Origin of the sequence: Shewanella frigidimarina NCIMB 400 (assembly GCF_000014705.1) — a bacterium.
Classification (GTDB): domain Bacteria; phylum Pseudomonadota; class Gammaproteobacteria; order Enterobacterales; family Shewanellaceae; genus Shewanella; species Shewanella frigidimarina.
In genome coordinates this window covers 2,641,133-2,664,570 of the sequence record NC_008345.1, presented here as the reverse complement: position 1 = coordinate 2,664,570, position 23,438 = coordinate 2,641,133, and the positions used below count along the sequence as shown (strand labels likewise).

The following is a 23,438-nucleotide window of genomic DNA, read 5'->3' as shown; positions in this document are numbered from 1 at the left end:
CTATAAATTTTAAAGGAAGTTTGTATGACGTTTAGCATGCTTCGCAGTGTAGTGGCGATTGGGATTAGTGCATGTTTATATACTACTTCAGTAGATGCTCAACTCGATCCACTCTCTGTTCAAATTCAACCCCGAGCTCAATCCTCTTTATTGCTTGATATTGCTAATGCGGGTGACAAACTTGTCGCGGTAGGTCAACGCGGTAATGTGTTGCTATTAGACGATAATCAATGGCACCAAGTTGCAACTCCTGTATTGTCTCAATTAACCAAAGTGTTTTTTTTCGATGACAAGCAAGGTTGGGCCGTCGGCCATGATGCAACCATTATCCATACTCAAGATGGTGGATTAACGTGGTCTGTGCAGATGCAATCTGCAGAAATTGAGAAACCGTTATTAGACATTCGTTTTTATAGCCCTGTCGATGGTATTGCGGTAGGTGCTTATGGATTATTTTATCGCACCGCAGATGGCGGAAAAACATGGCAACAAGAGTTTCATCAAGAATTATTATTTGAAGAAGATATCGCCTATTTAAATGAACTTAAAGCAGAAGATGAAGCATTATATTTGTCTGAACGAGCATCATTATTACCCCATTTTAATCGCTTAATTCGCCTCAAGGATAGACGCTTATTGCTTGTGGGTGAACTTGGCATGGTTGCGGTATCAAGTGATAACGGCCAAACATTCTCGAAAACTAACTTCGATTACGATGGTTCAATGTTTAATGCCATTGAAGTTGGTGAAGATGTTTATGTCATGGGATTACGCGGTCACGTGTTTAAATCAGACTTAACACTATCTTCATGGCAAGAGGTTGATTTACCTGTCCAATCATCAATTAATAGCGCACTGATTAACGCTAATAATGAGCTATATCTAGTCGGAAATGCTGGGATAGTGTTGTCAGTAGATGATGGTAAAGCAACAATTGTGGCCAGACGCCAAGGCGAGAATATAGTGGCAATAGCTAAAGACAGTAAAGGCCAGTTATGGTTTGCCGGTTCTAAGGGACTGTTCCAGCTTGACTAACCTTAAGGTTAGATTGGACAATTAAAACAACAATAATAGGGCCGAAAAGATGTTAGAAAAACTGGTCAATGGATTTGAATCTCATTTATTCCGTAATCGAAAATGGGTCATCATTTCGTTTATTTTTATTACCTTTTTCTTAGGGTATCAAGCCAGCCAATTAAAAATGGATGCCGCTTTTAGTAAAAATATCCCACTCAATCATTCGTACATGCAAACGTATACCAAACATCAAAAAGATTTTGGTGGTGCTAACAGTATTATGGTGGCGGTAGAAGATACCAGTGGCAATATATTTAACCCGGTATTTTTTGATGCGCTGAAAAATGTTCACGATCAATTATTTTTTATTCCAGGTGTAGAACGTTCTCAGGTTAAGTCGTTATTTTCGCCTTCAACACGTTTTACCGAAGTTGTAGAGGATGGCTTTGCTGGTGGTCCTGTGATCCCCGCTGATTTTCGTAATGATGATTATGGACTTAAAATAGTTCGCGATAATATAGAAAAAGCGGGCATTGTAGGCCGACTTATCGGCAATGATTATACCTCTGCCATGGTGTCTGCGCAGTTAATGGAGTTTGACCCTCAAACGGGTGAGGCCATTGATACTATTGCGTTTGCAAATCAATTAGAACAAGAGCTTCGCGGCAAATTTGAAAACGATCAAATTAAAATTCACATCATCGGTTTTGCCAAAATGGCTGGCGATGTTGCCGAAGGCGCTAAAGGCGTATTGCTGTTCTTTTTAATCGCCATAGCCATTACTGCTGTGATGGTGTACTTATTTTCAAAATCGATAATGCTCACTATCTTGCCATTAATGTGTAGTTTGATTGCTGTTTTTTGGCAGTTAGGGCTATTAACTGTGGTCGGATTTGGTTTAGACCCCATGTCGATTTTAGTGCCATTTTTGGTGTTTGCTATTGGTGTGAGTCACGGAGTGCAGATGATCAATGCTGTACGTCGTCGGGTGCTTGATGGTCAAACAACTAAAGCCGCAGCAGCGTCAGCTTTTCGCAGTTTATTAGTGCCCGGTGGTGTTGCTTTATTGTCTGATACGGTCGGTTTTTTAACCTTATTGGCCATTGATATTGGTATTATTCGTGAGTTGGCAATTTCTGCATCGCTAGGTGTTGCAGTCATTATTTTAACTAACCTTATTTTGCTACCATTGGTTATTTCATATTTTGAATTACCCAACAAGCAAGATAATCCTGAGAAACGCCAAAAAATTGAAAATATTTGGCGAGCATTGTCTAAGTTTGCGACGCCAAAATATGCCGTTGTAGTATTAATTTCGACAGTAATTCTTTATGTGGTTGGTTTTCAACAAGCTTCAAAAATGCAAATAGGTGATTTACAAGGTGGGGCACCAGCACTGCACCAAGATTCTCGTTATAACCAAGACACCTTCTTTATTACTGATCACTTTTCTATTACCACCGATGTGATGACAGTGATTGTCGAAGCAACACCAGAAGCTTGTACTTATCATTCTGTCCTAACACAAATAGATCAGTTTGAATGGATGATGGCCAATACCGTTGGTGTAGAGTCAACGGCGAGCTTGGCATCTATTGCTAAAAAAGTGAATGCCGGTTTTAACGAAGGTAACCCAAAATGGGAAATTTTACCTCGTACCACTGCCAGCTTAGTACAAGCCGTTGGTCAAGTACCGACAACGTCAGGTTTGCTCAATAGTAACTGTTCAGTGATGCCAGTGTACTTGTTCTTAAAGGATCACAAAGCTGAAACCATTGAGGTGGTTGTCGATAAAGTTAAAGCCGTTGCTGCGCAACTTAACTCTGACACACTGCAATTTAAGTTAGCTTCAGGTCCCGTTGGTGTCATGGCTGCCACAAATGAAGCCGTGAGCGAAGCTCAGCTACCAATGATGTTATATGTTTATGGTGCTGTGTTTGTGTTGTGTTTAATTAGTTTTAAATCTCTGAAGGCGACTATTGCAGTGATTATACCGCTTTATGTGGTATCGACATTGGCGCAAGCACTAATGACCCTGCTTGATATTGGACTTGCGGTGAGTACCTTACCTGTTATTGCATTGGGGGTAGGTATTGGCGTCGATTACGGTATTTATATCTTGTCGACGATGTCTAATAAACTCAGTAATGGTATGCCGGTTCAACAAGCGTATTTTGAAGCTTTGGTTGAACGCGGTAGTGCGGTTATCTTCACTGGTTTAACGTTAGCTATTGGGGTGAGTACTTGGTTCTTCTCAGATCTTAAATTCCAAATGGATATGGGTATTTTGCTTACATTTATGTTTTTAGTGAATATGTTGGGAGCAATTATTATTCTACCGGCACTATCAGCGATGTTTTGGCGAAAAAAGTAACTAAAACATGTAATTAAATAAAAAAGGGAGCTTAGCTCCCTTTTTTATTTTGCATAGTTACTCTATGCAAACGACTTAAATGTCATTTTAAACACTAATCTATGCTGTCGACTGGATTTATAGAGGATGTACCACTAAAATTTTCCTCGATATAGCAGCAATTTAGTAATAAACTTTGCACCAGATCTCAAATATGAGTTTCTATTGTTAAACGAAAAACAGTTATTTACGTGATAGACACAAAATGACTCGGACCGACTGAATCAACAAGCCGAAGCATCCATATAATGATAAGAGCGCTGCCATAGACGCTTAAGGAATCTGCAACATGGCCTTGAAAGATGCAATGCCTTCAGTACTACTGGAAAATGTAGTCAATTTAATTCACACAAAAATCCCTAATTCTCAAGCCAAACAAGTTGAGCAATTTGCTAATTGCCTCTATGCCCATATGTCAAAAGACGATCTCAATGCTCGTAATGACAGTGATTTATATGGTGCTGTAGTGAGCCTTTGGAATGCGCTGAATAAAACGGCCCAGGATCAAACCCACATCCGTGTATTTAATCCAAGCCAAGCAAAACATGGCTGGCAGTCAACTCACAGCATTATTGAGGTTATCCAACTTGATATGCCTTTCTTGGTTGACTCGCTCTCAATGGCGTTAAATCGAATGGGTATCACTGCCCATGTGATGTTGCACACGCCATTAGCCGTAGTACGCGGTAATAACAACAATGTATCTGATGTGTCATTTGTTAATGACACATCAGATAGCAGCAATAATGTTGCTGTATTTTTAGTCGAAATTGACAAACAAAATAGTGATGCTGACATTAAGGCGATTGAAAAAGAAATTCAATCTGTTCTTGCTGATGTCTCTGCGTCGGTCAATGATTGGCAATTAATGTCAGATACATTAACCGATACTATTAAACAATTACCTTCACGTCCTTTCCCGGGTGATAAAACGGAACTGAAAGAGTCAGTTGATTTCTTAAACTACTTGAACAACCATCATTTCACTTTGCTTGGCTATCGTTATTATGATCTAAAACGTGTTGAAGGTGATGTTGAGCTTGTTCCTAACATTGAATCTAGCTTAGGGCTAATGAACCGTTCAAAAACCTCCCATAGTGAGCGTGGTTTATTACTTTCAAGTTTATCTGATTCAGCCCGTAAAGAGGCGTTAGATGAAAGCTTACTCGTTCTCACCAAAAGCTCTGCTAAAAGCCGTGTACATCGTCCAGCTTATGTAGATTATATTGGTGTTAAACGTTTTGACAAAAAAGGCAACGTAATTGGTGAAGATCGTTTCATTGGTTTATATGCTTCTAATCTTTATAACCGTAGTCCACGCGAAATCCCATTATTGGGTGAAAAGGTTCAGCGCATTCTTGATAACTCAGGGCTAGCGCCGCGCTCTCATGATTATAAAGCGTTAATGAATATTCTTGAGAACTTACCTCGTGATGAGCTAATTCAAGCTAAAGATCCTGAGCTATCAAACATCGCTCACGGTGTTTTAGAAATGCAAGATCGCGACAAGTTAAAGTTATTTGTGCGTAAAGACGGTTATGGCCGTTTCTTGTCGTGTTTAGTTTATGTGTCTAAAGACCGCTACAACACTAAATTACGTCAAGATACTCAACGCATTCTGGCACAACATTTTAAAAGTACAGAAGATGTTGAGTTCACCACGTACTTCTCAGAGTCTACATTGGCTCGAACTCACTATATTATCAAAGTTGATAATAACAATATGGATGTTGATGTGGCCGCCATTGAAAGAAATCTTATCGAAGCTGCTCGCTCATGGGACGACAAACTGCACACCGCATTAAACAATGCCGTTGGTGAGCAAGCTGGAACGGGACTGACAAAACGTTATTTAAATGCTTTCCCACCTAGTTATAAAGATGATGTGCTTCCAAGTTCAGCTGTTGTTGACATGCAGCACCTTGAAGCATTGGATGACGAACACAAATTAGGTATGTTGTTTTATCAACCGCAAGAAACTGCATTGAATGACAATAAAGTCCGCCTGAAACTGTTCCATAAAGACGAGCCTATTCACTTGTCTGACGTACTTCCAATGCTTGAAAACTTTGGTTTACGTGTGATTAATGAACGTCCATACGAAGTCAAAACTAATGATGGTGCGACATTCTGGATTTTAGACTTCTTAATGACAGTGCAGGGTGCAGCGACAGAAAACTTAGCTGATAGCCAAGACCGTTTCCAAACGGCTTTATTGCAAGTGTGGCAGAAGAAGTTAGAAGACGACGGCTTTAACCGTATGGTACTGTCAACAGGCCTCAGTGGTCGTGAAGTGTCTATTTTGCGTGCTTATGCTAAGTACATGCGTCAAATTGATGCAACATTCAGTCAGTCGTACATCGAAGAAACGTTTAGCCGTTATCCTAAATTAGCGGACTTATTGGTGAAAATGTTCATCCGTAAGTTTAACCCTAAACTAAAAACGCGCACCTTAAGTAAGTTCCTTGAACAGGTGAACATACAACTTGATGACGTTTCAAGCTTAGATGATGACCGTATTATTCGTCGTTACTTGGATTTAATTAACGCCACATTACGAACTAACTTCTATCAAACTGCCATTGGCGGAAAAGCGAAAGACTATATCTCGTTTAAGTTTGCACCGGGCTTAATTCCTGAAATGCCTAAGCCGTTACCGAAGTTTGAAATATTCGTGTATTCGCCTCGTGTTGAAGGTGTGCATTTACGTGGCGGTAAAGTGGCTCGCGGTGGTTTACGTTGGTCAGATCGTCGTGAAGACTTCCGTACCGAAGTATTAGGCTTAGTAAAAGCACAGCAAGTTAAAAACACCGTGATTGTGCCTGTGGGCGCAAAAGGTGGTTTTGTGTGTAAACAACTGCCGACAGAAGGTGGCCGCGAGGCATTATTTACGGAAGGACAAGAATGTTACCGTATCTTCATTCGTGCGTTATTAGATATTTCGGACAACATTGTTAATGGTGAAGTGGTTCCACCCGTAGATGTTGTACGTCATGATGAAGACGATCCATATTTGGTCGTTGCAGCTGATAAAGGCACGGCAACATTCTCAGACATTGCTAACGCTATTGCGATTGAATACAACTTCTGGTTAGGCGATGCATTTGCCTCTGGTGGTAGTAACGGCTATGACCATAAAAAAATGGGCATTACTGCCCGTGGTGCGTGGGAGTCTGTTAAACGTCATTTCCGCGAAATTGGTGTTGATTGTCAAACCACTCCATTTAGTTGTGTGGCTATTGGTGACATGGCTGGTGACGTATTTGGTAACGGTATGCTGCTATCTGAGCAAACTCAATTGGTTGCTGCATTTAACCATATGCACATCTTTATTGACCCTACGCCAAAAATTGCCGAAAGCTATGCTGAGCGTCAGCGTTTATTTGTACTACCACGCTCAAGCTGGGAAGACTATAACGCCAAACTGATTTCTAAAGGCGGCGGGATATTCTTACGTTCTGCTAAGTCAATTAAATTGACTCCAGAAATCAAGCAGATGCTAGACACTGACAAAGACACCATGAACCCAACTGAACTGATGAAAGAACTACTGAAAATGCCAGTAGACTTGATTTGGAATGGTGGTATTGGTACCTACGTTAAGTCGAGCAAAGAATCGCATGCTGAAGTAGGTGACCGTGCAAACGATACCTTACGTGTAAATGGTAAAGAAGTACGTGCCAAAATCATTGGTGAAGGCGGTAACTTAGGTTGTACACAATTAGGCCGTATTGAATACTGTGCTAATGGTGGCCGTATGAATACTGACTTCGTCGATAACGTTGGCGGTGTTGATTGTTCAGACAACGAAGTTAACATCAAAATCTTCTTAAACACGTTAGTGGCAGAAGGTGAGTTAACGGTTAAACAGCGTAACCGTTTACTTGAAGATATGACTGACGAAGTCAGCGATATTGTGATTAAAGATTGTAAAGACCAAACCCGTACTATTTCGGTTACCCAAGTACACGGTGTGTCACAACTTAAAGAGCAAATTCGTTTTATTCAGTATCTTGAAAAAGACGGTAAACTTGACCGCGCACTTGAGTTCTTGCCAACTGATGACGATTTAGCAGAACGTTTAGCCAACGGCCGTGCGTTAACGCGTCCAGAGTTATCGGTACTTGTTGCTTACGCTAAAATGGTGCTTAAAGAGCAACTAGTGACACCTGAAATCACTGAAGATGCATTTTTAAGCAAGCTATTAGTGGCTTATTTCCCTAAAAAGTTACAAGCAAAATACGCTGACAAAATGATCGCACATCCTCTACGTGGTGAAATTATTGCTACCTCATTAGCCAATGAATTGGTGAATGATATGGGCTTTAATTTTGTACAACGTATGCAAGATGAGACCGGTGCAACAGTTGCCGAAGCGGCTATTTGTTACACTATGGCCCGAGAAATCTTTGGTCTTGATGAGTTAACCGCTTCTATTACTGACTTAAACGGTGTTACTCCGGCACATGTGCAGGGTGAAATGCTACATCAGTTGCGTCGTAATATGCGTCGAGCATGTCGTTGGTTTATTCGTCATCGCAATCGTGCTCATGATATTGATCAAACAGTGGCATTCTTTAAGCCTGTATTTGAACAGCTTAAAGCCAATGTTGACCAGTATATGATTGCTGCTGAAGTGAAAGTGATTTCTGCTGAAATTACTGCACTAACGAAAGAGAATGTCCCTAAAGCAGTTGCACAAGTTGTCGCTAAAATGAGTACATTATTCTCTGCGTTAGACATTGCACAAATTGCTCAAATCGAGAATAAGTCAGTTGAGCTGGTATCAGAAACTTACTTCAAACTCGGTGCTAAAGTTGAATTACATTGGTTCTTAGAACAAATCAGTGCTCAACCTGTAGCTAACCATTGGCAAGCACTTGCTCGTGCTGCATTCAGAGAAGAACTTGATTGGCAACAACGTGCATTAAGTTCTGCAGTATTACGTACTTGTACAGATACTTGCGATGCAGATAGTGTTATCAATCAATGGATTACATTAAATAAACCATTGCTTGAAAGATGGTATCACATGTTAGCGGACTTCAAGGTTTCTCAAACCCATGAATTTGCTAAGTTCTCAGTCGCCTTAAGAGAACTGAACTTGCTGATTTTGCATTGCGAAGGTCAGAAGTAGTTTTTATAATGTGAATAAGCCCTGGCAATTGCTGGGGTTTTTTTTAGGTCTAGGAGAAAACATGTTTTACAAACTCGCGCAAAAAGTAATGTTTCAGATGGACCCTGAGTTAGCCCACAATATCGCGATTGGCAGTTTGAAAATGACCGGAAACAATTTGTTGAATTGTTTTTATCGTCAACAGGTTAAATCTTCCCCAGTAACCTGTATGGGACTGACGTTCCCCAATCCTGTCGGTTTAGCAGCAGGATTAGATAAAGACGGCGAGTCAATTGATGCTTTTCATGCGATGGGTTTTGGCCATGTTGAAGTAGGAACAGTAACACCACGCCCGCAAGCTGGTAACGATCAACCTCGTTTATTTCGATTAAAACCTGCCAAAGGCATTATTAATCGTATGGGCTTTAATAATAAAGGTGTCGATAATCTGGTTCGTAATTTAATGGCCAAAAAGTCTGACATTATGGTTGGCGTGAACATAGGTAAAAATAAAGACACTCCAGTAGAGCAGGGTAAAGATGACTACCTAATTTGTATGGAAAAGGTTTATCAATATGCGAGCTATATTGCAGTTAATATTTCCTCTCCTAACACTCCTGGTTTACGTTCAATGCAATACGGTGAGTTACTTGATGACTTACTTAGCTCAATTAAAGCCAAACAAACTGAATTAGCCGCTAAACATGGTAAATATGTCCCTGTTGCGCTAAAAATTGCTCCTGATTTAACCTCAGAAGAAATCAGCGCGATAGCTGACTCATTGATGAGTAATCAGTTTGATGGTGTTATCGCGACCAACACCACCTTAAGCCGAGATACTGTTACTGATTTAAAACATGCCGAAGAAATGGGTGGCTTAAGTGGCAAACCATTGGCTGATTTATCAACACAAGTGATCAAACAATTAGCGATCTGCTTACAAGGCAAGATCCCGATCATTGGTGTGGGTGGGATCAATAGTGCAGCTGATGCTTTGGCTAAATTTGACGCTGGCTCAACCATGGTGCAGATTTACTCTGGTTTTATCTACCAAGGACCTAAACTGGTTGATCAGATCGCTAGAGCTTATTGTGCAAAATAACGACTAAAACATATAGTTATCGATCAAAAATCATGCCGCGATCGAATTTTAGATCGTTCGATCGCGCTAACACTATGAAATTTATGTTATAATTTATAATTAAATTTTGATATTGGGTGAAAAATAAACTATTATGCACAAGTGTTCAACATTTAGGTGCAAATTGCCATGTTATTAATGCCAAACAAGGACTGGCATTGGGAATACAATGAGACTTGCAAGCAGCTAAGTATTTCATTGGGTTCCGAGATGGAGTTCTTGACCCCATACAAGACAAAACTATTAATTCCAGATGCATTAACCGCAACTGAATTTAATCTTGAACACGCAAAATTCTACATTAAAATGCTTGAAACACTTCCTAAGGTTTTACATATCTCTGATGCCGGTATTGTTCAAACTGCTTTGAATGCCACCGCAGCCCATTTTTTATTACAATCACAAATGCCGAAGTCTTGGTTTTTTGATGTGAGTGATGAGTGTGTTTATTGCGAAGTCGGTAAATTATTTCAACTTAATTGCGGCTATTCAAAAGTATTAGCATTAGTCGTTGATAATGGCTTACAAGCTGCCACAGTGATGATTTTATCGCAATACTGTCAGTTATCAGACAGCAAGTCGCTAGTACAATTCGACACCATTAAAGTGATGCATAATCGTTTGCACCCATTGCGTAAAGCCAGACAAGTCGTGGCAGCTTAATATCGCTTAAGTTAATGTGCGTAATAAAAGAATGCCAAACATAGAGTTTGGCATTTTTGTTTTAGCTCATTTTCTTAAAAACTTTTAACTCATTTTACGGATCACACTAAGCGGGGCTATACGTAATACCCAATGTAAAATAGCCCATGGATAACTCGGTACATAAGCATTAGCTTTTTCTTTTTGAATCGCTTTCACCATCGCTTTACAACCTGTCTCGGTGTCGACGATAAACGGAACCGTTTTCACTTTTTCATTAATCTCACTGCGAATGAAGCCAGGGTGTATACAGGTCACTTTTATTGGTGTGTTCATCACATCGATACGGATACCTTCAGATAACGACGTTAAGGCGGCTTTAGTCGCCGCATAAACCGTCATAGCACGTCTAAACCCACGTACGGCACTAATGGATGAAATGGTCACTAAATGACCACTATTTTGTTCACGAAAAATAGCCATCGCAGCTTCACACTGGGCTATTGCAGCAATAAAGTTGGTTTGCGCCGTTTGTAAGTTAGCTTCAAAAAAACCAGTACCGATAGAGGCACCTTTACCCATGCCTGCGTTGACAATGACGCGGTCAAGTTGACCGAACTCTTGTTTGAATTGACTGAAAACGTCGAAAACTTGCGGATGGTCATTAACATCCAATGATTTAATCAATACTTGGATATTGGGATTAATCACTAGTAACTCTTGCTTTAATGCTTCAAGACGGTCTATTCGTCTCGCGCACAAAGCAAGATTATGATTTTGCTTAGCAAACTCAATTGCCATACCGCGGCCTAAACCTGAACTCGCCCCTGTGATTAATATGTTTTTCCGTTTCATAATGTGCTCTTTATTTTTGTTTTAATTGTTTTGCTAAACGTGTTGAACATCGTCACTTAACGATACTCACAAAGTGAATATAACTTAAATTAAGCTGTGTAAATGGCGTTGTGACCCATCAAAAAAGCTATGCTCATTTAAGGTGATTAAACTCAATCGTTGCCGTTTCAACTGTAACTGGGTCACGCCGCAATTAACTAGCTGTTTATTGATATTAAAAAACTGACCTTCTGGCACTGTTAATATTTGCATCATCGCGGCACTAATGACGCCACCAGAGGTGAATACAAACACAGTGTCATTGTCATTTGTCTGCTCGATGAGTTGCTGTAACCCTTGGTTGACTCGTTGAGTAAAGTGTTGCCAAGATTCACTATAGTGATCGTTGGCGGAATTTGATTGTTGTTGCCATTGTTGAATGGCTTGACTAAATAATTCGATAAAGGCTCTTGTGGGTGAAGCTTGTTGTTGGAGGTAGTACTTCATTGCATCTGGGGTTGCCAAGTCTGGTCGATAAACCGCAATCACATTTTCATGATCAAACTCATTCCAAGGGGGACTTATCTGTAATGACTCATGCAATAAAGGCGGTGACAACGTCGATAAACAGGCATCTCGTGTTTGTTGATGTCGAGTCATGTTGCCGCAAATAACATGGCTAGGTTGAATTAAGCGCAGGTTAAAATACTCACCTAAATGCCTTGCTTGACTATGGCCTAAACTTGATAAGTTGTCATAGTTATTAGCGCCAAAGCTGGCTTGCCCATGACGGATTAAATAGATATTCGCCATGGTTATCCTTTTTGCTTCATTGTTTGTTGACAACGCCACAATAAATAATGTGAAAAAATCCAAAATTGTTTGAATGCAGGGTTGCGTGTTTGTTTATGGTGATAGCGATAATAAATTTGCTGCACTATGCCTGCTAAACGGAATAAACCGAACACCTCATAAAAACGAAAATCATCAATGGTGATATTCATTTTATCGCAATAATATTCAACAACTTGTTGTCGAGTGAGCATACCATCAAGGTGTGTGGGTTGGCGGCGAGTCATTTGTGCTAAAAAGTCATCATCTGCTTCAACCCAATAGGCGAGGGTATTACCCAAATCCATTAATGGGTTCCCCAGCGTCGCCAGTTCCCAGTCGAGTATTCCATTGACCTTACTGATGTCATTTGGATCTAACACTACGTTATCAAACCGAAAGTCATTGTGGGTTAGGCAAATGCTTTCTTGTGCTGGTTTATGTTGTTGTAGCCAAGCCATCACTTTTTTGCCAGAGGGCACATTCCAGGTTTTAGCTTGAGTGTAGCGTTTGCTCCAGCCATCAATCTGGCGCTGCGTATATCCTTCGCCTTTGCCGATATGGTTAAGATTAGCGGCATCTACATCCACTTTATGTAATTCGATTAAACAATCAATTACATTAGTGCAAAGCGTTCTGGCTTGCGTCTTATCGACTTTTAAGCCTTTAGGGAGGTTTTGTCTTGGGATAATGCCATTGAGCTTTTCCATGACATAAAACTCAGTCCCTAATACATTTTCATCATCACAATGTGCCAGCATTGCTGGTACATAAGGGTAAACAGGTTTAAGTGCTTGTTGTAATCGATACTCGCGCCCCATGTCGTGAGCACCTTTAGCTTTAGTGCCTTTGGGCGCGCGGCGTAAAATAAGCTTGCGATTGGCGTAACTTAAGCAGTAAGTCCAATTGGATGCACCGCCAGTGTACTGGGTTATGGTTACGTCTCCCTCAAGTCCGTCGATATGTTGTTTTAACCACGGGTCAATTATCGCAGCATCAAGCTCCTCGCCGGTACGAACCGCTTTGGCTTTATCCAGATATTGTTGGTTCATTAAGCTTATTCCTCCCTTAACAATTGCCTAAGACGATGTGTTTGTTTCAATACTAATTTAAAATACCAATGCAAAGGCAATAAGCGTTTTAACTGATAAAGCCGTTTGCCTTGTTGATGTGTCAGTAAGAGGAATTGTTTTTTACTTTCACCTTGATAAGCAATGTCGGCGACTTGCGTTGCATTTATGGGTGACTTATCAAATAGCTTACCCAGCAGCTTTTCCATTGTGGGCAGTTGAGTACGTAGACTGCTGCCTAAGTTGGTTTTAAAGAAGCCTGGGCATAACACGCTAACATTGATATTGTCATCGGCAAGTTCTATGCGCAAGGTTTCTGACAACGACACCACAGCCGCTTTTGATGCGTTGTAACTGGACATAAACGGGATTGGAGTCAAGCCAGCTTGTGAAGCGACATTGACAATACTGCCAACGCCTTGTTGTTTAAAAATGGGAACAAACTGTTGGCACATATTCACAATACCAAACAGGTTGATTTCCATTACCCAGCGCCATTGCAAAATAGGTTCAACTTCAATTTTATCTGCTGACGCAACGCCGGCATTATTGATTAACACATCGATATGTTGCCAACGCTCATTCAGTACTTGTACGAGCGCTGTAATGCTGTCTGTGTTGGTAATATCGCAAGGTACGAAAAATGCTTTACCTCCTAACGCTTGGATTTCTTGACACACCTGTTCACCAGCTGGTTTATTAATATCTGCAACGCACACTTCGGCGTGCTGACTCGCCCATTTTAGTGCCAGTGCTTTACCTAAACCCGATGCCGCGCCAGTGACCACTACATTTTGTGATTGTGTTATTGGTTTCATAGTCATCACCATTACTTGTACTTAGCTAACTCAAGACGTGACACCATGGCCATATGCACTTCATCAGGTCCATCAGCTAAACGTAAACTGCGGGCCATTGCTGCAAACCCTGCTAATGGTGTGTCATGGTTCATCCCTGCGCCACCATACATTTGAATCGCCATGTCGACGACTTGGGTCAGCATATTTGGGACAACCACTTTAATTGCCGAAATATCGGTCATAGCGTGCTTGACGCCTAAGTTATCGATTTTCCATGCGGCATTCAGTGTCAGTAATCGTGCTTGTTCTATTGCCATGCGCGCTTGGGCAATACGTTCAAGATTGCCACCGAGCTTGATAATAGGTTGACCAAAGGCAACTCTAGATTGTCCGCGCTCAATCGCTAATGATAAGGCGCGTTCTGCTGCGCCAATAGCCCGCATGCAATGATGAATACGACCGGGGCCTAATCGACCTTGAGCTATTTCAAAGCCTTTACCTAAACCCATAATCACATTACTTTTAGGTACACGTACATTAACGAGTTCCATTTCTCCATGGCCATAAGGGGCATCATAATCACCATAGGCGGTTAACATACGTGTGATGCTGACCCCAGGCGCGTCCATCGGCACTAATACCATACTATGACGTTGATGTTTAGGTGCATCGCTATGTGACAAGCCCATAAAGATCATTACTTTACAGTTTGGATGACCTAAGCCCGTTGACCACCATTTACGGCCATTAATCACCACATCATCACCGTCTTCAATGATGGTAGCTTGCATATTAGTGGCATCCGATGAGGCGACATCAGGTTCTGTCATCGCAAATACTGAGCGTATTTCACCAGCAAGTAGCGGCGTTAACCATTGTTGCTGCTGTTGCTTATCACCAAAGTGATAAAGCACTTCTATGTTGCCGGTATCTGGAGCATTACAATTGAAGATTTCCGGGGCCAGAAGCGAGCGTCCCATTTCTTCAGCCAAAGGGGCGTATTCAACACAGGTCAACCCTTTAGCTAATTCGGCATCAGGCAGAAATAAATTCCATAACCCCTCTGCTTTTGCTTGCGTTTTAAGCGCTTCTATTTGCGGTAATAGTTGCCATTGAGTCCAATCGCTATTGTGGTTAAGGCGTCTGTTTTCGATAAACAATTCTGCTTCAATGGGTAAAATTTTGTCATTAATAAATGAGGTTACTTTTGCTAAATATTGTTGTGATTTTTCTGTAGCGTAGATATTCATGTAAGCATCCTGCGTGACGTAAACCACAATTATTGTGATTACGTGACCGAGCTATTATTTGTGTAGTTAGCATATCGCAGTAATATAAGTGAATAAAATGAAATAACATGTTAGGTTGCAATGAATACTATTCATAGTTGTGTGTTGCAAATTCATTTAACAATAGAGACCAAAATGGCAGATACCAAAGCAATTCAGCAGCTTGACCTTAATTTGTTAAAAATATTTGAAGCTCTTTATTCGGAGCAAAATATGACTTTAGCGTCAAAGTCGTTGTTTATAACGCCTTCAGCAGTGAGCCATGCGATAAAACGATTACGTTTAGTGTTAAACGACCCGCTGTTTGTACGCCAAGGTCTGCAAATGCAACCAACAGCAGCTTGTCAACGTATGGCTCCGCAACTTATTAGTGCGCTAAATCGAATAAGGCAAGTACTGCAGCAATGTGGTGAATTTGACCCGCTTACTACGGAGCAAACTTTTAAAATAGCCATTCATGAAGCGCTAGAAAGCCAAATAATGCCAACGCTGATTAAGCAAGTTGTGAAGTTAATTCCGCATGCGAAAATAGCCAGTATGTCATTATCTCGGGAAAATATAGCGCGTCAGTTAGCCAATGGGGAGGTGGATTTAGCCATTGATGTTGCGAGAGCGGTGAATGCCCCTTTAGCTCACAAAACCCTATTGTCAGATCCATTTTGTGTGTTGATAGACCGTCGACAACATGCAATGCATTTAGAGCCTAGTACCAAATTGACTCCGACTGATTATGCTAATGCTGAACATGTAGCCGTATCAAGCAGACCTATTGGTCGAGTGATGGAAGATATATTGTTACAACAACAAGGTGTAAATCGGCACATTAAATACCGATGCCAGAGTTACCAAACCGCTGCTAAAATTGTCATCGGGTCGCCTTTAATGTTGACCTTACCGCGCTCTATAGCGGAGCAGTTTATACATCCAGATTTACATGTGTGCACCATGCCATTTGAACTACCGGACATTGATACTCATTTATACTGGCACATGAATACTGAAACGGATCCCGCATTTGTTTGGTTAAGAGCACAAATTGAGATGGCGATCATTGCAGAATAATAATCTTATTGCTGGATAGGAATGTTTCAGAGAAAAAATCAGCTTGATATAACGAACAAGACCAAGTGCATTATTAGCGATTTTGCTGTGAAAAAATTAAGCGACTATTTTTAGTAATCACAAATAAGTCTACTATATTTACCGTTTGTTAAGTACTATGATTAACAATTGTGTAACAAAGCGTGACAGTGATAAAACATTTCTGTTAATGAGCATATTTTAGAATATAACGAACATTGCTGAGTTCGTGTCAGTATTCATCTTATAAACCATTTTAATAATAATCATAATGTCATGGTGCCTATATGAACCCAACTAACATGTTTTTTCGCAAAACGACAATTGCTAACCGTTTATTAGGAATGTTGGCATTAGCGATCATTGCTACTGTAATCGTGTTCTGGTTTTCATTAACACGAGTTGAAAACGTGTTAATTAATGAGAAAGAAGCTAAATTGAATGCTTTGGTAGATATCGCGACCACCATTGCTGATAAATATTATCAAGATGCCGAATCAGGAATCATGACCGAAGATGAAGCTAAAATCATGGCTTTGGCGGCGATAGATAAACTACGCTATTCAGGCAATGAGTATTATTTCAGTATTGATACTCAAGGGACGATGATTCAGCATGCTTTTGCAAAGCAATTAGTGAATACAAAAGTATTGGCAATGCAAGATCCAAATGGCGTTAAGCTGTTTGAACAAATGATCCAACGTACCGAACAGCAAGATGCCGCACGGGTGGATTACATGTGGAACAAACCAAAACATGAACAACCTAGCCCGAAAATGTCAGTGGTTAAGCGCTTTAGACCTTGGGGTTGGATCATCGGGACTGGCATTTATGTTGATGACATTCAAGCCGATAAAAATCAATTCATTACTCAATACTTATTGTTATTGACACTGGTTTGGCTGCCGGTCATCTTACTGCTGTTTTTTATCATTCGCAGTATTTCAGGGCCGATGATTGAAACCATTAGCGCGTTTAAAAATATAGCCAAGGGCGAGGGGGACTTGACCTTACGTTTGTCTGAAGAGGGTAATGATGAACTCAAACAAATCGCACATCATTTCAATGCCTTTATTGATAAAATCCAGAAAGTCATTATTTCTGTCAGCCATTCGGTTGATGAATCGAGTCGTTTAGCTAAAAACATGTCGACGATTGCACAACAGGCCAATCAAATTTCATCCAATGTGCAAGCCGAAACTGAGAATGTGGCAACCGCGATTAATGAAATGTCGATGACTGCATCAGAAGTCGCTTCTAATGCACAACTGGCAGCAGACAGTACGCACCATGCAGACAAAGAGGCAGACAAATCAGCTTCCGTTGTCGATAACGCAATGAAAAAAATATCTGAATTATCCAGTGAATTAGCTGCGACAGAAGATGTTGCAAAAGGCTTACAAGTAAGTTCAAGTAAGATTGGTCAAATTCTGGATGTGATTGTGGGAATAGCAGATCAAACTAATTTGTTAGCGTTGAATGCTGCCATCGAAGCCGCTAGAGCAGGTGAGGCTGGTCGTGGTTTTGCCGTTGTTGCTGATGAAGTTCGAACGCTTGCTAGCCGAACTCAAGCTTCAACAAGTGAAATTAATCTTATCATCGACGCAATCAGAAGTGCCATTGATAGTGTTAATGCTTCTGTTGCAAGGGCTAAAGTTAAATCATCTGAAACGGTCAATGAAACACAACAAGTTGTAGGTGCACTTGATAATATTAAGTCTTCAATTGAGCAAATATCGCAAATGAATGTTCAAATAGCAGCCGCCACAGACGAGCAAAGCACTGTTATTGGCGAACTGAATATGAATATTACTCGCATCAAGGACATGTCGTTAGAAAATCGAACTCAGAATGAGCTCATTAATAAAGGCAGTATGGGTATCGAACAAGGTGCAATTCAGTTACATCAACTTGTGGATCAATTTAAAGTAAAATAGCCCGCTGATAGTCAGGTTGATTAATTCAATTAGCCTGACTAGCTTCCGTTAGCGATAATCAACGATGTCTAAATGCTCTCTATCTCACTGACTCTCTCATTTACTATCTACAGTATTTTTTAGTTAAATTAAGACTGTTACTCGTATGACAAGCACCAAGCGAAAACACCTTGTGAGCAAATCACATAACAAGTTTAATATTGCAGAATGAGAATAAATTCATTTTCTTTACGAAGTTGATTCAATTAGTTAATCGTTATTAACGTGATATTTGCACCATTATATTGATGACATCTTGATATGAGATATTGTACTGGCGAGAGAGGTTAATAATTTTAGTTTTATAAGTTTGAATATGCTCTTGTTTAAGCAGGTTTACTTGTTTTTGCTCAACAATAGTATTTACCGTGTCTTGCAAAATTAATAAACGGCGCAGGCTAAAATCTAACGACTCAATATACGCTGTCATTTGCTGCTTATTACGGGCATTTTCAAGGTTTGTGGTTGTGCGTTGTTCGAAATCTAGCTCATCAAACGCATCCATCATTTTCTGTAAATTTAAATCTTCACTCATAAGTATGATTTTCTACGTTATTTTTAGAAATTATATTCATTTTTATTGAATAAGTCACTCTTTTACTTGATTTGTGGATGTGTTGATATACTAAGTTAACGATACTTTCTGAGTGTAATAATATATCGTTAACAATACTTGTTGAATATACTCATTCTCGGTAACCTAAGATTTTGATCTACAAGGAGGAGTCATGTTAGATCTATTGCCAGACTTATTTGATCACTACCCTGAACAATTGACGTTGTTGTCAAATCCATGGAAAGCATTTGGTGCAAAATCGATATTCTACGGTGAAGTCGTGACCGTTAAATGTTTTGAAGACAATTCAAAAGTAAAATCTGAATTAGCAAAAAAGGGTCACGGTAAAGTATTAGTTGTTGACGGTGGAGGCTCAACAAGACGAGCATTGCTTGGTGACATGATAGCCTTAAATGCATGCGATAATGGTTGGGAAGGTATTATCATCAATGGTTGTATTCGCGACGCTGGAACCATCAACACTATGCCAATTGGTGTGCAAGCTTTAGGCACTAATCCCATTAAAACAGACAAAAAAGACGTAGGTGAGGTCAATGTCACAATCGAGATTGCTGGCATCAGTATTTCTCCTGGAATGATGATCTACGCTGATTTAAATGGTGTTGCTGTCAGTAGGCAGGCACTGGATTTAGCTATTTTAGCTTAAAGTAGCGACAGACAAGGAAGCAAAAATGAAAGTAGTAAAGTGGTTGTTAGCGATAGTGCTAACCATAGTGGTCGGTATAACCGTCTACCTCACAATGTTTTTCGATTTAAATAATTTTAAACCGCAAATTGTTGATGCGGTAAAAAAACAAACTGGCCGTGACTTACAAATCAGCCAAGATTTAAGCTGGAGCGTGTTTCCATCTTTAGGCATCAAGCTCGGGGGCATTTCGTTATCGAACCCAAATGGGTTTACACCCGCTGCGATGCTTGATGTTAATGAGGCCGTGGCCAATGTGGCGTTGATGCCATTGTTTAGCCAACAAATAGAAGTTGATTTATTAAAGCTAGATGGCTTAACACTTAACTTAGTCACTCAAAAAGACGGCAAGACTAGTTTTGATGGTTTGACTGCTGAAACATCGGCAGAAAAACCACAATCAACCTCAAGCAATTCAGAGGCAATGTCTTTACAGACGTTAGATATTGGCGGTATTGAACTTACCAATACGAATATCAATATTATTGATATGGCCAGCAATACGACTCAAACTTTCAGTCTAAAAAGTTTTACTTTAGGACAGTTCAGCCTAGGACAATTCGCTGATTTTGCTTACGAGTTTTCAGCGACACTGCCTGATATGCAGTTAGCGTCATCTGGACAAGGCAAAATTAAAGTCGACCAAGCATTACAGAATGTCACGATTAATGATTTTGACATGGTGCATAAAGCCCAAGGCGATAGTTTGCCAGGCAAAGCGATTACCGCTGAGCTGAGTACACAAATGAAGATGGCATTAGATGCAAAAACCATTGAGCTGCAATTGACTAAAATGTCAGCTATGGACTTAGCCGCCACTGGCGATATTAAGATCAACTATGGTAATAGCATTCCTAAAATTGCGATGAATCTTGATGTTGGTGATATTGATGTCGATGCATTACTGCCAAAGCAAGAAGGCGATGCCAAAGAAAATGAGGCAACTCCTGAAACTGCACCAAGCAAAGAACCTGATTTGTCGGGATTAAAGAGTGTCGATTTAACCCTAAACTTAACCGCTAAATCAATTAAAGTTAGTAATATGCTAACGCAAAATTGGCAAATGAAAATGGCCGTTAATAAAGGCGTATTAACGTTGTCGTTGCTGACTGCCGATTTATATGAAGGTAAGCTAGCACTTAGCGCTAAGCTTGATGGTCGTAAAGCGGTACCAACTTATGTGTTTGATAAAAAGTTGACTGGGGTGCAAATTCGTCCGTTATTAACCGATGCCGCTGAAGTAGATTTGCTTTCTGGAACAGCGAGTTTTGAAGTTAAAGGTAGTGGTGCCAGTTTGATTGTCGATAATCTTAAAAACAATCTTAATGCCGTGGGTAAGTTTGAAGTAGCAGATGGATCATTGTATGGAGTTAACATTCCACAGATGATCCGTAGCGCACAGCAAAAGCTGAAAGGTGATTTATCGGCGGATAAGAAAGAAGAGTTGAAAACCGATTTTACCAGTTTAACTGGAAGTTTCACCATGAAAGATGCTGTTGTAACTAACCCTGATTTAGCGATGGCTTCACCGTTAATTCGCTTAAATGGTAAAGGTACGGCAAACATTGCTACTGAAGCGTTAGATTACACCTTAACAACCAGTGTCGTTGGGTCATTATCAGGACAAGGCGAACCTGCTGATGAGTCTCTTAAAGGTATCGACATTCCGTTAACTATTAAAGGTACTTTCCAAGAGCCTAAGTTTGGCATTGATACCAAAGCGTTATTGGAAGGCCAATTTAAAGATGAAGCAGATAAAGCCAAAGAAAAGCTAAAAGAAGGATTGTTTAAGAAGCTTGGAATTTAAATCATCCATTAATAACAAAGGCTGTAGGAGATTCGATATGAGGACTACAGCCTTGTCCAAAGCGGCTTTTGTTACTGCTATATGGTTTGCAGTTAACTAACCTCAACTCGGGTTAAGAAGTGGGATATGTGAGTCGAAATGACAATATTCGGCCTATTTTATATCAAACTTGTCTTTTGTTTTGCTAATAAGGCAAATTGGTACGTCAATAGCTAGCCTATTGCAAGTCAATGCAACACAGTTAGCGAGACAAAGGACTGTTTGATAAACGTTTATTATCCCAGTAGAGGTTAACTAGGTTAAAAATGGATAGTAATGTGCTGTAATGGCAGTATGGTTAGCCTAATCAAATTATTGAACACTGCGAAACAGTTGATTTATTAATGTTATGCCGTAAAAAACGGACAAATAATAACTTGTCCGTTTTTTATGGCTGAATTTAACTGAGTATTTAATTCATACCAATAGCGATTCCAATACCAATAACCTTTGTTGAGTAACAGTCCCTTATAGGCAAAGCTAACTAGCTATTGGTCACAATCAGTTTCAGTATCTGTCCAGGTTGGATCAATTTACTATTTTGTAAACTGTTCCATTCGATTAACTCTGCAACGGTAACCTTATATTTAAGTGCTATACGCGCTAAAGAGTCACCTGATTGGACGCGATAGCTAACCGTTTTATCATTGCTTGCAGTGTTAATGGCGACTTCATTAGGAAAAATAACTAATGATTTACCGATGGCTAACGTGGATTGTTTTTTAAGATTATTCCATTTCATTAATTGTGCGACAGTCACTTGCTGTGACTGCGCTATCTTCCATAATGAATCACCAGATTTAATGATATAAGCTTGCTTGTTTGGGCTTGATTTGACCACCGTTTTGCGTGCCAGTACTTGGTCTGCGGTCATGGTGGCTAAATCTGGATCTTTTGCCGCAACAGGAATAATTAAAAATCGACCAGCAATAATATTATTGCCTTTAATACCGTTACTGCTTCTTATTAATGTAGCCGTGGTTTCAAATTGGTCGGCAATTTCACTGATGCTATCACCAGACTTAATTTTATAACGAACCCAGTTAATACGGGAGTTTGGTTCAATAGTGGCTAATGCTCGTTTAAAGGATACCGCTTTATCACTAGGCACAATCAATTGATGTGGACCTTGTGGGGCTGTTGCCCAGCGCTTTAAACCTGGATTAATCGCTTTTAAATCATTTATGTCAATTTGAGCCAAATCAGCCGCTAAATTAATGTCGAGTTGGCTTTCAATATCGACTACCTCTATTTGAGGCGAGTTATCTATAGGCGTTAAATTGATGCCGTACTTATCTGCATGTTTAATGACATCTGCCAATGCTAATAACTGGGGGACATAGTGAGCGGTTTCTCTTGGCAGCGATAATGACCAGAAATCTGTCGATTTTCCGCGGGCTTGGTTATGTTTTATGGCATTGAATATTCGACCTTCACCAGAGTTATAAGCGGCAATGGTATATAACCAATTGTGATCCATTTTGGCGTAAAGGTATTCCATTAAATCTAAAGCTGCTTTTGTCGATGAGGCAACATCACGGCGTCCGTCATACCACCAATTTGTCTTTACGCCAAACGACATGGCCGTTGGTGAGGTTAATTGCCATAAACCCGATGCATCACTTGGTGAATGGGCTAGTGGGTCAAAACCACTTTCAACAATAGGCAGCAATGCTAGCTCTAAAGGTAAATTGCGTTTTTTTAACTGTTCAACAATGTAATACAGATATGGCTGAGCACGTTGAGTGACGATTTCTAAATGCATAGGATTATCGATGTACCATTGGCGGTACTGAGCAACCAAAGCATTATCGACAACAGGAAAGTGCATTTGGTTGCTGATCCTGAGCCATAAATCGTTAACTTGAGCAACTTGTTCTTCAATTTGCTCAAGAGTTACGGTCGCTGATTTTTTGTTTTTAGCGTTAGCTGTAACAGTCTGGGTTGTACTATCAGAACTTGGCTCTGCAGTATGGAGTGTCTGGCACCCCGTTATAGCCAGCATACTGCCAGCTATAATAATCAAGTTTGCTTTCATTTGAAGATACACTTCCTCAAGTTCTCAGGGCGTAAAAAAAAGGGCGAACATACCAAATGCCTATGAGACTCTTTTGGACATGC

16 protein-coding genes are annotated in these 23,438 nt (G+C 40.2%); 9 read left to right on the top strand and 7 right to left on the bottom strand.

What is annotated here, in order from left to right:
• Positions 1-24: 24 nt before the first annotated feature.
• The 5 genes from SFRI_RS11465 to SFRI_RS11445 all read left to right on the top strand — a co-directional run bounded on the left by SFRI_RS11465 (position 25) and on the right by SFRI_RS11445 (position 10,350).
• Positions 25-1,035, top strand: a complete 1,011-nt coding sequence (locus SFRI_RS11465) for a WD40/YVTN/BNR-like repeat-containing protein (RefSeq protein WP_011637679.1) — start codon at positions 25-27, stop codon at positions 1,033-1,035.
• A gap of 49 nt (positions 1,036-1,084) precedes the next feature.
• Entirely contained in the window at positions 1,085-3,391 is a 2,307-nt protein-coding gene (locus tag SFRI_RS11460; protein WP_011637678.1) for an efflux RND transporter permease subunit, read from the top strand.
• 328 nt (positions 3,392-3,719) lie between these two features.
• The gene (locus SFRI_RS11455) at positions 3,720-8,567 is read left to right on the top strand and encodes an NAD-glutamate dehydrogenase (RefSeq protein WP_011637677.1); all 4,848 of its coding nucleotides are present in this window, start codon (positions 3,720-3,722) and stop codon (positions 8,565-8,567) included.
• A 61-nt stretch (positions 8,568-8,628) separates the two neighbouring features.
• Positions 8,629-9,648 carry a quinone-dependent dihydroorotate dehydrogenase gene (gene pyrD, locus SFRI_RS11450; protein WP_011637676.1) on the top strand — a complete coding sequence of 340 codons (1,020 nt, stop codon included), beginning with the start codon at positions 8,629-8,631 and terminating at the stop codon, positions 9,646-9,648.
• Positions 9,649-9,816: 168 nt separating this feature from the next.
• Entirely contained in the window at positions 9,817-10,350 is a 534-nt protein-coding gene (locus SFRI_RS11445) for a cell division protein ZapC (protein ID WP_011637675.1), read from the top strand.
• Between the two features lie 84 nt (positions 10,351-10,434).
• Here the strand turns inward: SFRI_RS11445 and SFRI_RS11440 are convergent, their stop codons facing one another.
• The 5 genes from SFRI_RS11440 to SFRI_RS11420 form a co-directional block, all read right to left on the bottom strand.
• Entirely contained in the window at positions 10,435-11,184 is a 750-nt protein-coding gene (locus SFRI_RS11440) for an SDR family oxidoreductase (protein WP_011637674.1), read from the bottom strand.
• Between the two features lie 84 nt (positions 11,185-11,268).
• Positions 11,269-11,976, bottom strand: coding sequence for a histidine phosphatase family protein (locus SFRI_RS11435; RefSeq protein ID WP_011637673.1), 708 nt, complete (start codon positions 11,974-11,976; stop codon positions 11,269-11,271).
• 2 nt (positions 11,977-11,978) lie between these two features.
• Entirely contained in the window at positions 11,979-13,046 is a 1,068-nt protein-coding gene (locus SFRI_RS11430; protein ID WP_011637672.1) for a phosphotransferase family protein, read from the bottom strand.
• Positions 13,047-13,051: 5 nt separating this feature from the next.
• Positions 13,052-13,882, bottom strand: a complete 831-nt coding sequence (locus tag SFRI_RS11425; RefSeq protein WP_011637671.1) for an SDR family oxidoreductase — start codon at positions 13,880-13,882, stop codon at positions 13,052-13,054.
• 11 nt (positions 13,883-13,893) lie between these two features.
• The gene (locus SFRI_RS11420; protein ID WP_011637670.1) at positions 13,894-15,114 is read right to left on the bottom strand and encodes an acyl-CoA dehydrogenase family protein; all 1,221 of its coding nucleotides are present in this window, start codon (positions 15,112-15,114) and stop codon (positions 13,894-13,896) included.
• A 174-nt stretch (positions 15,115-15,288) separates the two neighbouring features.
• Here SFRI_RS11420 and SFRI_RS11415 point away from each other — a divergent pair, with 174 nt between their 5' ends.
• Together SFRI_RS11415 and SFRI_RS11410 are read left to right on the top strand one after the other, a co-directional pair.
• The gene (locus SFRI_RS11415) at positions 15,289-16,215 is read left to right on the top strand and encodes a LysR family transcriptional regulator (RefSeq protein WP_041413000.1); all 927 of its coding nucleotides are present in this window, start codon (positions 15,289-15,291) and stop codon (positions 16,213-16,215) included.
• A gap of 305 nt (positions 16,216-16,520) precedes the next feature.
• Entirely contained in the window at positions 16,521-18,170 is a 1,650-nt protein-coding gene (locus SFRI_RS11410) for a methyl-accepting chemotaxis protein (protein WP_011637668.1), read from the top strand.
• A gap of 259 nt (positions 18,171-18,429) precedes the next feature.
• Here the strand turns inward: SFRI_RS11410 and SFRI_RS11405 are convergent, their stop codons facing one another.
• Complete coding sequence (locus tag SFRI_RS11405; RefSeq protein ID WP_011637667.1) at positions 18,430-18,744, bottom strand: hypothetical protein; 315 nt, start codon at positions 18,742-18,744, stop codon at positions 18,430-18,432.
• 193 nt (positions 18,745-18,937) lie between these two features.
• On the opposite strand from SFRI_RS11405, the gene SFRI_RS11400 reads away from it, so the two are divergent.
• Together SFRI_RS11400 and SFRI_RS11395 are read left to right on the top strand one after the other, a co-directional pair.
• Positions 18,938-19,432, top strand: coding sequence for a putative 4-hydroxy-4-methyl-2-oxoglutarate aldolase (locus tag SFRI_RS11400; protein WP_011637666.1), 495 nt, complete (start codon positions 18,938-18,940; stop codon positions 19,430-19,432).
• A 25-nt stretch (positions 19,433-19,457) separates the two neighbouring features.
• On the top strand, positions 19,458-21,278 hold the full coding sequence (locus SFRI_RS11395) for an AsmA family protein (RefSeq protein ID WP_011637665.1): 1,821 nt from the start codon (positions 19,458-19,460) through the stop codon (positions 21,276-21,278).
• Between the two features lie 523 nt (positions 21,279-21,801).
• Here the strand turns inward: SFRI_RS11395 and SFRI_RS11390 are convergent.
• Positions 21,802-23,355, bottom strand: coding sequence for a lytic transglycosylase (locus SFRI_RS11390; protein WP_011637664.1), 1,554 nt, complete (start codon positions 23,353-23,355; stop codon positions 21,802-21,804).
• Positions 23,356-23,438 lie beyond the last annotated feature (83 nt).